Annotated in this window: 3 protein-coding genes; all 3 read left to right on the top strand. The window is 63.4% G+C overall.

The window, feature by feature from the left end:
* Window positions 1-68 precede the first annotated feature (68 nt).
* Complete coding sequence (locus tag NTD82_RS16200) at window positions 69-5,573, top strand: NEL domain-containing protein (RefSeq protein ID WP_262129447.1); 5,505 nt, start codon at window positions 69-71, stop codon at window positions 5,571-5,573.
* 138 nt (window positions 5,574-5,711) lie between these two features.
* Window positions 5,712-11,309 (top strand): NEL-type E3 ubiquitin ligase domain-containing protein, encoded by a 5,598-nt coding sequence (locus NTD82_RS16195; RefSeq protein WP_262129446.1) that lies wholly within the window; start codon window positions 5,712-5,714, stop codon window positions 11,307-11,309.
* Window positions 11,310-11,606: 297 nt separating this feature from the next.
* The gene (locus NTD82_RS16190) at window positions 11,607-17,075 is read left to right on the top strand and encodes an NEL-type E3 ubiquitin ligase domain-containing protein (protein WP_262129445.1); all 5,469 of its coding nucleotides are present in this window, start codon (window positions 11,607-11,609) and stop codon (window positions 17,073-17,075) included.
* The last annotated feature ends 81 nt before the right edge of the window (window positions 17,076-17,156 follow it).

The raw sequence follows: 17,156 nt of genomic DNA, 5'->3' as shown, positions 1-17,156 counted from the left end.
CAAAGAATGGCGATGCTGCCATCAGCGAACAGTACGCCACGGTTAAAAACAAAATACCCGGATGGTTGTTGAACGCCTCTTCCGACACCCATCGGGCGATGCGTCAGGCGGGGGCAAAACCCTTGCCCTGGTTCGAGCAGGCGCGCCGCGCCGATCCGGGCGCCGCCCGGCAATTGGCCCGGCTGTACGCCGACCACCGCTTCTACGAGCAGCAGGTGAATGCGCTGCTGGCGTGCCTGCCGAGCGCGGAAGCGTTCGCCGAGCCGCTGCTCACCGCCGCGATACAAGACACCTTCGGCCTGCGGGTCGATGTCCGTAACAGCCATCTTTTTCATGCCCGGCGAGCCGCGGACGCGGGGGTGGGATTTCCTCCCAACCCACCGCTGTTGCCGCCGGGCGCGATGGCGGCGGCGGTGCAACCGCTGCTCAAGGCGGCCTTGCAGAATTTCGAGGCGTGGGAAACTTCGCCCGGTGCCATGGACAGTGGCAATACCCGGTCGGTTATTGTTTTCAAGGCGCGCATCGAGGGCATAGCAATTGAAGGCACGGTGATTGATATTGCGCCGGAAAAATTTGCGGCGATGTGTCGAACACTGGACCTGGGGCGCAAGTATCAAGCCTTGATCGCGTCGGTATTTAACCCTTCTTCCCGTCCGGGCGACGCACCGGATGCCGCGGCATTCAACTTGCGTGGTGTATTCAAAAGTTTCGAACAGTCGGCCTTCCTGCTTCAGGTGCAAATGGCCTCGATGCGCAACCTTATCGATCAGGCAACAAGCGAAGCCCTGCGGCAGATCGCGAAAAACAAGCCGGCCACGCTGAATGGTAAACCGCTGACCTGCAAACTTCTGCGGTTATGGGAAGTTACCCTCACGGGCATCGTGGTCATCAGCCCGGACCGCGAGTCCAGCACCGCTATCGAGCCTGTGCTGGTGTATATCCCCGACGATCCGTTTCACCCGTTGCAGGCGTACCCATCGTCCCAGCAGTTCATCGAAGCGTTGCGTGACAGCATGCTTCAGCCTGGCTACCTGTCTTTTTTCGAGCGCTTCGTGCCCGCCCGCGAACGCGCCCTGGTGTTCGGAAAAATCCACCAGGCGTTCTACCCCAAGGTCTTGAACAGCTTGGGCTGGTACGAGGTGAAACTCGACAACAAAGCCCGGCTGCGGGTGGAGGAGCAGCCGTTCGCGGTCGGTTTCCTCTCGGAACTGTTCCGGCAGAAGGTGGCCGTGCTGAAGGACGATGGGCTGTTCCATGCGGTGCCGACGGCGCTTGAAGACCAGAAATCCTTCGACGCGGCAACGCGGTACTTTTTCGAGAAGGCCTTTCAGGCCCTGAATATCGCCGCGTTCGTGGTGCCCGGCCTCGGCGAGGTCATGTTGGGGGTCATGGCCGTCCAGTTGAGTTATGAAACCTTCGAAGGCATCGACAGCCTGGCCAAGGGTGAGCGTGATCAAGCCTGGGGCTATTTCATGGATGTGCTGGAAAACGTCGCCATGGTCGCGGCGCTCGGAGCGCTGGGGGCGAGTGGCCGGGGCGTTCCGGCATTGGAGGTGCCGAGCGCGGTCGGGCAGATGCGGGCGGTGCGCGTGCCCGATGGCAGCACCCGACTCTGGAAGCCGGACCTGACCCCGTTCGCCCACGACATCGTTTTGCCGGCGGGGCTCACGCCCGATGCGTCGGGGCTCTTCGAGTATCAGGGCAAACAGTGGTGGCCGCTGGACGGGCGGACCTACGCGGTCAAGCCACCCTCGACAACGGAGCCCTATCGGCTGGAGCACCCGGTGCGAAGTGATGCCTATGAGCCGCGTGTGCGCCACAACGGCGCGGGCGCCTGGCTGCATGAACTGGATCAGCCGCGGGACTGGCAAGGGCTGTACCTGTTCCGTCGGCTGGGCTACACCCCGGCGCGTTTTTCCGATGAAGAAGCGCTGCGGATCCTGCGGATCAGTGGCACTCCCGAGTCGGTCTTGCGCCATACGCTGGCGGAGGCGCAGCGCCCGCCAGCGTTGCTCGACGATACCGCCCAGCGCTGGCAACTGGACCGCGAATTGGGGTGTTTCATCGAGCAAGAGGGGGACGGTGCCAATGCGCATGCCCGCAGAACCGAACTGTTCAACCGCTGTTACGACGCGCTCTACGCCTCAAGGCCCGCCCAGGACGTGGTTCGCCGCAGTTTTCCCGGCTTGCCCGTGCCGGTCGTCGACGAGGTGTTGCAGCACGCCAGTCCGGCCGAGTTGCAACAGATGGCGGCGACCCAGCGAGTGCCGGCGCGCCTCGCCGAAGAGGCCCGTGCCTATCTGCACAACGTGCGTCTGGCCCGCGCCTATGAAGGCATGTATCTGGACTCGGTCGACACGGCCGACAGTGAACAACTGCTGTTGCACACCGTCGCCAGGTTGCCCGGCTGGTCGCCCCAGGTCCGTCTGGAACTGCGTGAGGCGCGGTTTCACGGGGCCTTGCTCGACCGGGTCGGCCCGGCCGATGCACCGATTCGCAAGGTGCTGGTCAGGCAGGAAGGCGGGTATCAGGCGCATGACGCGGACGGCCAGCCGTTGCACGGTCGCGAAGACCTTTACGCGTCGCTGCTGCACGCGTTGCCCGACCGGCAGCGCAGCGAGCTGGGCTTCCCCCATGTGGGCCAGGGCGCGGACCTCAAGCGTGCCGTGCAACACCTGCCGCTGCTGCCGCGCCCTGTGGCGCGCGAGGTGTTGCGCATGCAACCGCTCAAGCCGTCCGCGCGCTCGCCGATGCGCCTTGCTGACGGCCGGCGCGGTTACCCGCTGAGTGGCAGGGGCGTGCTGCCCGGGTTCGTCAGCGAAGACAGCGTGCTGGACAAGATCCGCCTGCTCGAATTCCAGGAGGCTAACCCCGAGCAGATCCTCGACAAGCTTTATCGTGCCGGCTTGAGCCGCGCGGCCATTGATACGCGCCTCAATCAGTTGCTGGAGGAGCACCAGGTGCTGCGGCACAGCCTCGACGCATGGGCGCAGGCGTCGGCATCCTTCGCTGACCTGGGCGAGCTTCGTTCGATCAGCCGGGCGCGGATTGGCGAAGCGCTCTGGCGCCACTGGGAAGCCAACTGCTTGCCGGAGACCGGGCGCTCCGCGTCCTTGCGGCTGGAGAGCGTGAGCGTGGGGGACTTTCCCGAGCAGTTGCCGGCGTTTGTCTATGACCGTGTGCACAGCCTGGAACTGATCCATGCGGACAGCGCTACAGGCCCCGCGCTCGCGGATTTTTTCCGGCGTTTTCCTCAGGCGGCGTCGCTGGCCGTGCGCAGCGTCGATGGTCTGAACAGCCGCGAGCTGATAACCACGGTGCTGGAGGCGGCGCCTCAGGTGCGCAGCCTGGCGTTGACCGATGTGGCGCTCAACGTCACGCAGGAGGCGCTCGACCGCCTGCGCGGCCTGGCACACCTGGAGCGGCTCGACCTGAGCGGGAACAGGCTGGGCGCAGCCGGTGACGCCGCCGACCTGCCTGGCCAGGGCGAGACGCCCCTGACGGTCATGAACCTGAACCTGCGCTACCTCGGGTTGCAGCGCATGCACCTCGCGAGCTGGCCTGAATGGCTCGACAGCACCGCGCTCGGCCATCTTGCCGAAGTCTCCCTGGCGGACAACGCGATCAGCCGCTTGCCGGCGTGGCTGCTGGACAACACGGTGATGGCGGCAACGCCGGCGACCCGGCTGTCACTCGTGCGCAATCGCTTGACGGTCCCGACCATCCGGCAACTGCGGTTCGGTGAGGGGGCGGATCGCCGGTTCAGTTTCGACCTCGACCCGCTTCAGTCTCAGCGTGACTTCGAGCAGTTGAAGGACGAGCACAGCGTATTGAACGAGGCGCTGGAGCAGTGGGTCGAGGCGTCCACCTCAACCACCGCGCCGAGCGAGGAGCAATTGCTGGCGCGTCGTCGCGTCCGCGACACGCTTCTGGCGTTCTGGCGCGAAAGGAGCGCGCTGAACGTCCCGCGCCTGCGGCTGGACGCGATTGCCCTTCGCGATTTCCCGCAGACATTGCCTGCTTTTTTTTACCAGGGTGTGGAGCAAATGGAGTTGATCCGGCCTGTCGCGGATATCGAACAATTCAATCAATTCCTGCGGCGCTTTTCCAAGTTGAGGGGCTTGAAGCTGACGGGCCATGTCACGCCGTTGACGGTACTGCCGCCGGCGCTGCTCGAATTGCCGGAACTGACCGCCCTGGCGCTGAACGACCAGGGCCTGACGATCGATCAGACGGCCATCGCGTTTCTTTGCAGCATCCCCGAGCTCACCTACCTGGGCCTCGACGGCAACATCATGGGCAACATCCTGGACTGCACGCCGATGCTGGACCGCTATTGGACGCTGCTGAGCCTGAACAACGTCGGGTTGCAGGCGTGGCCGGCCTGGCTCGACGAATTGCTCCCGGAGTTGGTGGAAATGCTCGGCCTGGAATACAACTCGATCAGCGAACTGCCGCAATACCTGCTGGATAACCGCCGCAATTCCAATCCCAATATCCATGTCGAAATTGCCCTCACCGGCAACCCATTGACGGACGACATGATCCGCCAGGCGTATGTCTCGCAGTCGTGGAACCGCCCTTACACCTTCCATATGGATGTGCCCGAGGAGATCCGCAGGCTGGTCCCGGATCGCCACGACTCGGATTCGGAATTCTCCGAATCCGACGTCGATGGCTCCGAGCAGTTGCACAGCAATGGAGAGCCGGGGCCGAGGGCCTCCGCCGTCGAGCCGTGGCTGGCGGGCGCGGAGGACCGGAGCGAAGGGCGTCGTGACATCTGGCGGCAGCTCGACGCCGGCCATGACGCGAAGGAGCTGCTGGGGCTGGTTGGCCGTTTGCGGCATACCGCGGACTACCGTGACGCCAGCACCCGACCTGAATTGGTTGAGCGTGTCTGGCGGGTGCTTGCCGCCGCGGCGCAAGACACTGAGTTTCGCCTGACGCTCAACGGCATGGCGGAGGAACCGCTGCGCCAGGTGCGCAGCCATGACACCTGCCCGGACGGCATCCGGCTGGAGTTCAACCAGATGGAACTGCAGTTGCACATCCGTCAGTCGCTGCGCGATGTGCCCGAGCAAGCGCGTGGGCAAACCCTTTATCAATTGACCCGACGCCTGTTCCGCTCGCAGGCGCTGGACGATTGCGCGCGGCGCGAATCGGGCGGCCGGGACGAGGCCGAAGTACGCCTGGCCTACCGCCTGCATTGGGCGAATGAGCTCGATCTGCCTGTCCCTCCCGGCAAGATGCTCTATCAGTTCGCCGCGCACATCCGGCCGGGTGAGCTGGATAGCGCTTTGATGCAGGTGCACCAGGCCGAGCAGGGCCAGGAATTCCTGGATTTTGCGAGCCAGCGGGATTTCTGGGTGGAGTACCTGCGGGAAACCAACAGCGATCGTTTCAACGACCTCAAGGGCAACTTCCAGGCCCGGGTGCTGGAGCTGACAGACCTGTATCCCGGCGACACCGCGGATGAACTCGGTGCCCGGGTCAAGGCGCTGGAAGAACAGCTTCGCAACGATGAACGGCAACTGATCGGGGAACTGACCCGCCGCGAAGGCGCGAAGTACTGACCCATGGCGGGGTGTTATTTATGTGCTTGAAGCCGCTGAATTGCTGATGGAAGTGCGGGGGTTTCCAGGGGCGGATTGACGTTGTTTGGCGAGGCGGCGGGCTTATACCCTCCGCCAACCCAACCAACGCCAGCAGGTATGCTCATGGCCGATTCACAACGTTCTGCGACGCGCAAAACAGAACCCGTAGCCCCGCACGATGCCCGTGTTGAATCCATTGGACGCAACGTTCCCGACTGGTTGCTCGACTCACCGCAAGCGACACGGCAGGCGTTGCGTTCAGCCGGTCGGGAGGCTTCGCCCTGGATCGAGAAGGCCCTGCGTGACAAGCCTCACGTCGGTGCGTACGTGCAAGAGGCCTACGCGCAGCACCGTCGTTACGAGGCGCAGGTCAATGCGCTGCTGGCGCGGATTCCCACCCTCGAGGCCTTTGCCGAGCCGCTGCTCAAGGCCGCGATCAGCCAGCAGTTCGGCATGGACCTCGATGTGCGCGGCACCTACCTGTTTCATGCCGGCCGCGTGCACGTCGATGGTTCATTCGTTGCCGCATCCCGGGACCCGGTGGTGGCGAGCTACAACGCCGTAAGGGCGGCGACCCAGCCGTTACTGCTCGCCGCGCTGCAGAACTTCGAAGCGTGGGAAACCGAAGCGTCGGGCATGGCCAATCCGCCCCATGAATCGATGGTCTACGTTGCGTTGAGCTCCACCGAGACCCTGCAAGGCCCCACCCTCGATATCGTGCCGGAACAATTTGCCGCCCTCTGCCGCACCCTCGACCTGGGAGGGCAATACCAGGCGTTGATCGAATCGGTGCTCGCCGGGGCATCGGCACCTGCCGGTGAAGCCACTCAGCGCCTGTTCGAGGACTTCGAGCGCTCGGCCTTTTTGCTTCAACTGCATCTCGCCTGCCTGAAAGGCGATATCAGCGAACGCATGTATGACGCCGTCAAATCATTCAGCAATGGACCGGTGCTTTCCGGCGCGCCGCTGGTGAGCGGCTTTCTCGGTGCGTGGGATGTTGAACTGAAAAGCATCGTGATCATTGGCAGCTACTCGCCCGGTTCGCTGCCCACCAGTTACCCACGCTGGGATGGCCTGAATCGCAATGAACCGCTGATTGTTTACATTCCCGACGACCCGTTCGGGCCGCTCAGGGAATATGCCTCGTTCGCCCACTTCAGCGAGGCGCTGCGGGACAAGTTGCGCGAGCCGGACTATCTGAAGTTCTTCCAGCGGTTTGTGCCGGCGCGCCACAGCGCGGAACTGTTCGGGACGTTGCAGCGCGCTTTTCATCCCAAGGTCTGGAATAGCGGGGGCTGGTATGAAGAGGGCGAGGACAACGACGCCAGCCTCAAACTGAGCGATCTTCCCTTCGGCCGCAGTATTTTTTTGAAACTGGTGCAGCAGAAGATCGCGGCCCTGAAGGACGATGCCTTGTTTCACGCCGTGCCGACGGCCGACGAAGACCACAAGTCGTTGATGGACAAACTGCGCTACTTCGGCGAGGTCAGCTTCGCCGTGCTGAACGTCGCGGCTTTTGTGGTGCCCGGGTTGGGCGCGGTGATGATGGCGGTCGCGGCCGTGCAGTTGAGCTACGAAGTGTACGAAGGCATCGACAGCATGGCCGCGGGCGAGCGCGAGCAGGCCTGGGATTATTTGATGGACGTGGTCGAGAACCTGGCCTTGATGGCGGCGTTGGGCGGTGCTTCGTCAGGCGCGGGTATCGCGGCGCTGGAAGTACCGTTGGCGGTCGCGGAGATGCGCCCGGTGCGCCTGCCCGATGGCGCGACCCGCTTGTGGAAACCGGACCTGGCACCCTTCGCCCACGATATCGTCTTGCCCGCGGGGCTCACGCCGGATGCGCAGGGGCTCTACCACTTTCAAGGCAAGCAATGGCTGCCTCTGGAAGGGCGCACTTATTCGGTCAGGGACGGGGAAAACGGCAGCTATCTGGAGCACCCGGGGCGCGCCGATGCGTACCGCCCCGCCGTGCGCCACAACACGGCGGGCGCCTGGCTGCACGAGCTTGACGAGCCGCTGGAATGGGAAGGGCTGGCCCTGTTTCGGCGCTTGGGCGCGGAGGGCGACGAGCTGTCCGACGAGGCCGCCCAACGCGCCCTGTATGTCAGCGATACCCATGAGGCGCAGTTGCGTCGCGCCTTGGTTGAAGGGCAGCGGCCACCGGCGCTGCTCAGCGACACGGTTGAGCGTTTCCGGCTCGATCAGGTGCTCGAAACGGTGGGCGAAAGCGTAAGCCGGGCACAACGGGCGCAGTTGTTCAACGGCGCGTATGAACGGCTCAACCCGATCCTCTCGGTGGAGGCGCGATTGTTCAAGCACAGCTTTTCCAGCCTGCCCGCCAAGGTCATCGAGGAATTGCTGATGCACGCCGATGCCGCGGAACTGGCGCACCTGCGCAGCGAACGAAAGATTCCGCTGCGCCTTGCCGGGGAAGCCCGCGCCTACCTGCAAAAAGTGCGCTTGGCGCGGGCTTATGAAGGGCTGTTCTTGCGCTACATAGACAACCCCGACAGCGCCAAGCTCATGCTGCACAGCCTGGAGCGGCTGCCGGGCTGGCCGGCGGCGATGCGCCTTGAGGTCAGGGCCATGACGTTCGACGGCGAGCTGCTCGACAGCCTCGGCCCGGCCGATGCGCCCGCGCGCCGGGTGCTGATCGAGGATGCCGAAGGCTATCGCATGCACGACGCCGCGCCGACATCGGCCTCGGTCGATCTGTATGCCGGGGTGCTACAGGCGCTGACAGCGCCCGAGCGCGAAGCCCTGGCGCTGGTCGGGGACGATCCGGCGCTGGCGTTGAAACTCAAGGTGCAGGCCCAACCGTTGCTGTCGCGCCAGGACCTGCGCGCGCTTCTGAAGATGCAACCGTTGCGCCCCGCCGCCCGCTCGCCGATGCGCCTGGCCGACGGCCGATCGGGTTATCCGCTGAGTGGGCGCGGCGTCCTGCCCGGCTACATCACTGAAGACACCTTGCTCGACAAAGTGCGCCTGCTCGAACTCGAGGACGCCTTTCCCGAAGACGTCTTGCGCGATCTCTACAGCGTGTGCCTGAGCCGGGCCGCCATCAGCGAGCGGCTTGACGTCTTGCTCGAGGAGCGGCGCGCGCTGAGTGACAGCCTGGCCGAATGGGCGAACGCCAGCGCAAACCAGGCCAGCCCTGGCGCTGAGCGGGTCGCCAGTCGCGAGCGGATCGGCGAGGCGTTGTGGGCGCACTGGCGAGGCAACGCTCTGCCCGAGATCGGTCGCAGCGGCAGGCCTTTGCAATTGCGCTCGATCTATGTGGACGACTTTCCCGAACACTTGCCGGCCTTTGTCTACCAGCGGGTGCACACGCTCGAGCTGGAGGACCTGACGGCGCCGGCGCTCAGAGTGTCTGTCGAAACCAATGGCAGCGTGCGCCAGGACCAGCAATTGTCGGGCTTTTTGCAGCGGTTTCCCGAGGTGACCTCGCTGAGCCTCAATCGCGGCACGGGATGGCTGGCCAATGACTTGCCGCAGATTGTGATGCAAAGTTTCCCGTGGTTGAGGGAGCTGCGCCTGACTAACCAGCACCTGACCGTGAACCAGCGTGTATTCGACGACTTTCGTGCAATGAGGGACTTGCGCCGACTTGATCTCAGCGGCAACCCGCTTGACGTCGATTCGGTCACCCAGCTCAACGAGCCGGAGCTGGACTATCTGGGGCTGAATAACATGGGCCTGACGCATTGGCCGGACTGGCTCGACAGTCGGGCACTGGAAAACATCAGCGAAGTGTCCCTGGTCGACAACCACCTCACTGAGCTATCGGAACCGATGCTGCGCAACCAGGGCAATTCGGTCTATCACACCCGGGTGTTGTTGCGCGGCAATGTGCTTTCCCGGCAAACAATCTTCAATGTGCGGCTGAGCGAGGGCGTGGGCAGACGGTTCAGCTTCGACCTCGATGTTCCCGCCAGGCTGCAGGCCGAACTGGATGCGTGCATAGCGCAGACCCGGTTGTTGACCGAGTCCATCGAGCAGTGGCGTGAAGCGCCCGGATCGACGCCGCTTCAGGGTGAGCAACAGGCCCGGCTGCGTGGACGCATCAGCGACGTCATCATGGATTTCTGGGGTGAGTACGTTCAGAGCTTCTTCACCCCGCTGCTGCGACTGGATTCGATAGCGCTCGCTGACTTTCCCGGGCAATTACCCGATTTTTTCTATGAACAGGTCCGTCGCCTGGACCTGCTGCGCTCGAGCGGGACAGTGGATGAACTCAACCAACTGCTGCTGCGGTTCCCGCAACTGGAAGAGCTGAATATCAGCGCGCAGGTGACGCCGATGACCGTGTTGCCGGAGGCCTTGTTGCAACTCAGGGAACTCCGGTCCCTTGCCCTGATTGACCAGCAAATACTCCTCGACCAGAGCGTGGTCGACTTCATCGCCCGTTTACCGGAACTGTGGTCGCTGGAACTGGATGGAAACACCCTGGGTACGATCACCGATGTGTCCGCGCTCAGCAGCCGTTACCTGAATATGCTGAGCCTGTCGGGTGTCGGCATGCAGACCTGGCCGGACTGGCTCAGCGAGTTGATTCCGCGTCAGGTCCAGGTGCTGTGCCTGGACAACAATCTTCTGACCGAATTGCCGGAGTACCTCCTGCAAAACCACCGCAATCTGAATGACTCCTCCGAGATATCGCTGCTAAACAACCCGCTGAGCTACGAGACCATGCGCCGTGCCTTCATTTCCGAGTCGGGGCATCGGCCCTTCGTGTTTCGCATGAACGTTCCCGAGGACATCCAGAGGCTGTCAGCCGATCCGCACTCATCGGACTCGGAGGAGGTTACCGGGCCAGGGCAATTCAGCCGCAGCTCCAGTGAAAGCTCTGATGAGGGCTACAACAGTTCCGCCCCCTGGTTGCTTGGCAGTGCAGAGCAGAACGAAGCGCGGCTGGGTGTGTGGCAGCGATTGGAAAGCGCGAACGATGCCTCGGACTTGTTGAGGTTGATCGGCCGTTTACAGTTCACGGCCGACTATCGCAGCGCCAGCGTCCGGCCCGAACTGGTCGGCCGTGTATGGCGAGTGCTGGAGGCTTGCGCCGAGGACGAGCAATTACGCCTGGCGCTCAACGGCATGGCGCAGGAGCCGCTGCTCCAGCTCAGAAACTACGACACCTGCCCGGATGGCATCCGCCTGGAATTCAATCAGATGGAAGTCCAGGTTTTCACCCAGCAGTCGCTGCGCGATGTGCCCCAGGAACAGCGTGGACCGGTACTGTATCGGTTGGTCCGGCGTCTTTATCGGCTGCAGGAGCTCGACAGCATTGCGCGTGAGCAGACCGGCGCGCGCGACGAGGCGGAAGTGCGGCTGGCGTATCGGCTGCAGTGGGCCCAGGAACTGGACTTGCCGCTGCCGCCGGTACGGATGTTGTTTCGCCCGGTGGCGGACCTTCAGCCGGGAGAACTGCAGCGGGCACTGGTGAGGGTCCAGCAGGGCGAGGGCGGCCAGCCGTTCCTGAGCTACGCGGCGCAGCGAGACTTCTGGGTGGCCTACCTTCGCGAGGCTTACCCCGAACGCTTCAGCGCACTCAGGGAGATGTTCCAGTCACGGGTGCTGGAGTTGCTGGATTTGTATCCTGGCGATGCGCCGGAGCGGGCCAGTGAGCGGGTGCGGACACTGGAGACGCAGTTGCAGAGCGACGAACTGAACCTGATTCATGAGTTGACCAACCTCGAGGGACTGGAGCTCGTATAGACAGCGGCCGCCGCGGGCTTGGCCCGCGCAAGAACAGGGGGGCAGTGAAAATATTCTTGTATTCAATTCAGCCCGATCGTTGTCGCTACGCTGGGATTCCTAATGATGACCCGAGGCAGTCCCATGTCGAATTCGATCGGCGCTCTCATACCGTTGAGCGAAAAACCGGTGGTGGAAAGTTCGCAGTATGAGGCGGTTAAAAACAAGATTCCGCTATGGCTGACAAAGGCCCCCGCTGACGAGCACCGAGCACTCCGTGCTACGGGGCCGAACGCCGCGCCCTGGTTCGTCAAGGCCATGCACGAACGTCCGCGAGTGGCCAGGTTATTACCGCGGGCCTATGCGGTGCATCGCCGTCTGGAGAAGACGCTTGCCACCCTGTTGGCCCGGATTCCCGACATCGAAGTGTTCGCCGAACCGTTGCTCAAGGCCGCGATTCAGCAACAGTTCAACCTTAGTCTCGATGTGCGCACTACCTGGCTGTTTCATGCCGGGCGCGTACAGGGCGATGGCTCGTTCGTTGCCATCTCCAGGGACCCGCTTGTCGAGAGTTCCAGGTCCGCGAGAGCCGCGACCCAGACGTTGTTGCGCGCCGCCCTGCAAAACTTCGAAGCCTGGGAAGCCGAGCCAGGCGGCATGCAATATTCCCGGCTGAAGTCGAGCATCTATATCGAAGATGCAACGACGCAACGCAGCAGCCCTGTCGCGATCGAGCCTGAAGCGTTCGCCGCACTCTGCCGGACCCTGGACCTGGGTGGGCAATACCAGAAGTTGCTTGATGCGGTACTGGATGGCGCCGTGACGGATGCCGATAAAAAATACATCCCCTTTGCGCGCTGCGAGGGGTCGGCGCTGATACTTCAGGCGCACATGGCGTATTTGAAAAAAGACATCAGCGCGCTTCTGTACAACACCTTATTGAAGCGTCTGACCCGGCCGGACCCGTCACCGATAGCGACGCCGCTGCGCTGCGGTTTTCTGACGCTATGGGGGGTCGAACTGACGGGCATTGTGATCGCCGGTGAATACCGCCTGGTCCAGTATGTGATCGGCCATCCGCAATGGGTGCGTGATAGCAGTAAGAAAGCCATCATCGCCTACATACCGGGCGACCCCTTCAGCCCGATCAAAGAGTACGCATCGTTCCAGCATTTTCATGACGCCTTGCGCGACAAGTTGCTGCAGCCGCAGTACTTGAGGTTTTTCGAGCGTTTCATTCCTGCGCGGCAACGTAATGAAGTGTTTGCCAAGATCCGCACGGCCTTTAACCCAAAGGTCTGGAACAGTGGCGGCTGGTATGAGGAGCGCAAGGACAGCAATGCCAGTCTTGTCCTGGGCACACAGATCATTTCTGGCGCCGTGCTGACCAGTGTCGTGCGGCAGAAAATCGCCGTGCTCAGGGATGATGCCCTGTTCCATGCGGTGCCGACCGCGGACGAAGACCAGAAGACCCGCGATGACCGGCTGCGCTATTTCGTCGAAGTGTCGTTCAGTGCGCTCAATATCGCGGCCTTCGTGATTCCGGCGGTGGGTTTGGCCATGCTGGCGGTTACCGCCGCGCAACTGGGTTATGAAGTCTACGAAGGTTTCCACAGCCTGGCGGAGGGGGATCGCGACCAGGCGTGGGCGTACCTGATGGATGTGCTCGAGAACCTCGCCGAGATTGTCGCGTTCGGTGCGTTCTGGCACGCCGGGCGCGGCATCCCCGCGCTGGAGGTGCCACCGGCGGTGGAGCCGATGCGGACGGTACGCCTGGAGGATGGCAGTCACCGGCTGTGGCAACCCGACCTGCGGCCCTTCGCCCATGACATTGTTCTGCCCGGGGGGCTCAAGCCCGACGCCGTCGGGCTCTACAGCTACCAGGGCAAACGCTGGCTGGCGCTGGAGGATCGCACTTTTTGCGTCAAGTCGGACTCGCCGGGTTCCGCGCATTACCTGGCGCACCCGAACCGGGCCGACGCTTACCGGCCCTTGTTGCGCAGCAACGGCGCCGGCGCCTGGTTGCATGAGCTGGACCAGCCGCTGGAGTGGGAAGGGCAGACCCTGTTCCAGCGGCTGGGTCCGTTGGCGGAGGGGCTGCCGGAACCCACCACCCGCCGCCTTCTTCACATCAGTCACACCCACCCGGCGCAATTGCGGCGCGCATTGGCCGACAGTGAGCGACCACCCGCGTTGCTCATCGATAGCCTCCAGCGCTTGCGGCTTGACCAGGCGCTGGGCGCTGTCAGTGAGGGCATGAGCCGTTCGCAGCGGGCGGCGTTGTTCGCTGCCCGGTATGACGCACTGCAGGCGGAGGCATCCGCCGACGCGCGGTTGCTGACGGAAACGTTCGCCGGGTTACCCGTGGTGGTGGCCGACGAACTGCTGGCGCATGCCGACGCGACCGAACTGGCGCAACTCAAGGATGAGCGCAAGGTGCCGTTGCGACTCGCCGAAGAGGCCCGCGTTTATCAGCGCAACGTGCGTCTGGCGCGGGCCTACGAGGGCCTGCACCTGCAACATGTGAGCAGTTCCGACAGCGACATTCTTGTTCTGCACAGCCTTGAAACCCTGCCGGGGTGGTCGCCGCTGGTGCGCCTGGAAATCCGCGAAGGCGCCCTCGACGGACGCTTGATCGACAGCGTGGGGCCCGAGGATGCGCCGCTTCACAAGGTGCTGCTCAAGGGCGAAGAAGGCTATCAGGTTGCCAGCCCCGACGATCCGCTCGCCGTAGCGCCCCCTGATGATTTGTATGCGGCGGTGCTCGAGGCGCTGCCGCTGGCGCAGCGGGAAGCACTGGGCGTCGTACCGGGCGGGAAAGCGGCGCTTCGTCTTCATCTGCATGAGCAGCCATTGCTGCCCCGGCCGCAGGCACTGGAGGCGTTGCACATGCAGGCTGCCCAGCCCGGCGCCCGTTCACCGATGCGCCTTGCCGATGGCCGGGTCGGTTACCCGCTGAGCGGTCGGGGCGCCCTGGCAGCCTATGTCACCGAAGACACGCTGCTGGACAAGATCCGTCACCTCGAATTCCCGGACATCTTTGCCGAGGCCATCCTCCAGGCGCTCTACAGCGCTGGTTTTAGCCGGGCAGCCATCAGCGAGCGCTTGGACCAATTGATCTTGGAGCAGCATGTCCTGCTCAGCAGCTTGAGCCACTGGCGGCAGGGCCTGTCCGCGGTTGGCCGTGCGAGTGAAGCGCACGTCATCGGCCGGGATCGCATTACTCTGGCGTTGTGGGATCACTGGCGAGGCAACAACCTGCCCGAGATCGGTCGGACCGACCGGGCGTTGCGGCTGGAGTCGATATTTGTATCGGACTTTCCCGAGCAGTTGCCAGCATTCGTCTACGAGCGCGTGCAAGCCCTGGTGCTGCGCGAGTTCATCGTGGAGGCGCCGGCGGCGATCTTCGGCGCGGACGGTGCACTCCAGTACCACGGCATACTGCCGCAGTTTCTGCAGCGTTTTTCCCGGGTCCGCGTTTTGGAAGTCCACCACAGTATTGGCTGGCCGGTCAGGGACCTGCCCCGGGTCGTGGCCCTCAGTTACCCGGGGCTCAGGCGCCTGCACCTGAACAACCTGCAACTGAACCTGGACTGGCAAGCGCTGGAACCGCTGGCCAGCTTGACCGAGTTGCAGCACCTGGACCTCAGTGGCAACTTCCTCGCGGATGCGCCGAACATCCATTTCACCGGGCTGCATCTGCACAACCCGGAGCTGAACCTGCATGCTCTGGGGCCGAACCTGAGCTCCCTGGCGCTGGACCGCGTGGGCATGACGCGTTGGCCAAATTGGCTCGATAGCCAGGCGCTGAGCCGGATCAGCGTGCTTTCCCTGGTCGACAACCGCCTCCTCGAATTGCCGGCGCATATCCTGCGCAACGACATCAATGCGCATCACACCCGGGTCGCGCTGCGAGGCAATGCGTTTTCTCGCCAGGCGACGCTCAATGCGCGGTTGAGCGAGGGCGTTGGCCGCCGCTTCAGTTTCGACATGGATATTTCCGAAACACTCCAGGCCGATCTGAACCTGCACCAGCACGAACGCGGTCAACTGATCGAGGCCCTTGAGATGTGGCGCGAATCCTCAAGCTCGACGCGGCCGTTGAGCGAGCAACAGATAACCGCACGTCATCGTGTGTCCGACAGCCTTGTGGATTTCTGGCGAGATAAAGCGGAGGGCAACGCCTCCCCGCTGCTGCAACTGGAATCGCTCGCGCTCGATGACTTTCCGCCGCGGTTGCCGGACTTTTTCTATCAGCGGGTGCGTCGTCTGGAACTGACGATGCCCATTGGCACAACCGAAATGCTCGACCGCTTTCTCACCAGCTTTCCGCAACTGGAAGAGCTTGCCATCAGTGGTCGCGTGCCTCCAGCCACCGACTTGCCGGGCTCACTGCGAACAATGCACGCCTTGAGGAGCCTGGCCTTGACCTTCCAAGGGCTGCATATCGACCAGGGGGCGGTGGATCTGATCGCCAGCTTGCCACAGCTTTCGTCACTGGAACTCGATGGGAATACCCTGGGCACGATCACCAACGTGTCGGGTCTGGCCGCGCGTCACTTTGACCTGCTGAGCATGAACGAGATGGGCATCGACACCTGGCCGGCCTGGCTCGACCAACTGATTCCACAGCGCGTGGAGGTGCTGAGCCTGGAGAGCAACCGGCTCACCGAGTTGCCTGAATACTTGCTGGAAAACCGTCGCAACCCCGACGGACTGACCGAAATTTCACTGCTCGATAATCCCTTGAACTACGAGACCATGCGCCGTGCGTATGTTTCGATCGCGGACAATCGGCCGTTTGTATTCGAAATCGACTTGCCCGACGAGATCCGGCAACTCCACGGTGATGCGCACCTCTCGGACTCGGACGAGTCTCTCGGCAGTCTGGCGCATTCCCATGGCGGCAGCGCGAGTTCCGGGGAGGAAGACTTCCCGGTCGATAACTGGCTGATCGGCAGCGTGGATGAAAACGAAGCGCGGCGTGGCACATGGGAGCAGCTTGAAGGTTTCGAAGATGCTCCTGACCTGCTGCGGATGATCGGGCGGCTGCGCTACACCGCCGACTTCCGCAACGCCGTCAGCCGGCCTGAACTGGTCGCCCGCGTGTGGCGGGTGCTTGATGTCACGGCCCAGAACATCGAGCTGCGCCAGACCCTCAATGGCATGGCGCAGGAGCCACTGGACCAGCTCAGAAGCTACGACACCTGCCCCGACGGTATCCGCCTGGAGTTCAACCAGATGGAAATCCAGGTCTTCACCCTCCAGTCGTTGCAGGAGGTGCCGGAGGGCCAGCGCGGGTCGACGCTGTATCGGCTGGTACGGCGTCTGTACCGCTTGCACGAGCTGGATACGATTGCCCGCGAGGAAGCCGGCACCCGCGACGAAGCGGAAGTGCGCCTGGTGTATCGCATGCACTGGGCTGAAGAGCTCGACCTGCCGCTACCGCCGAGCCGGATGCTGTACCGCACCGTTGCCGATGTGCGGCCGAACGAGCTGGACCGGGCGCTGGACCGGGTCCGTCAGGGCGAGGGCGGGCAGCCATTCCTGGCCTATGCGGCGCAGCAGGACTTCTGGGTGGCGTACCTGCGCGAAGCCTATACCGAGCGTTTCAACCTGATCAACAACATGTTCCAGGCGCGAGTGTTGGAGCTGCTGGACCTGTATCCGGACGATATACCGGAGCGCTCGAGTGAACGGATCCGCGAGTTGGAGGCGCAGGTCCGGCAGGATGAGCGCCGCCTGCTGGATGAGCTGACCAACCTTGAGGGCCACGCAAACGACTAGGCTTTGTACGGAAAGTCGGGGGGGGGGGGGGGGGGGCCCCCCCCCCGCCCCCCCCCCGGGGCGGGTGGGGGGTAACCCCGC

The organism is Pseudomonas sp. 5P_5.1_Bac1, from assembly GCF_025466015.1.
Lineage (GTDB): Bacteria > Pseudomonadota > Gammaproteobacteria > Pseudomonadales > Pseudomonadaceae > Aquipseudomonas.
The sequence above is the reverse complement of the archived record's forward strand: the minus strand, read 5'-3'. Positions and strand labels throughout refer to the sequence as shown.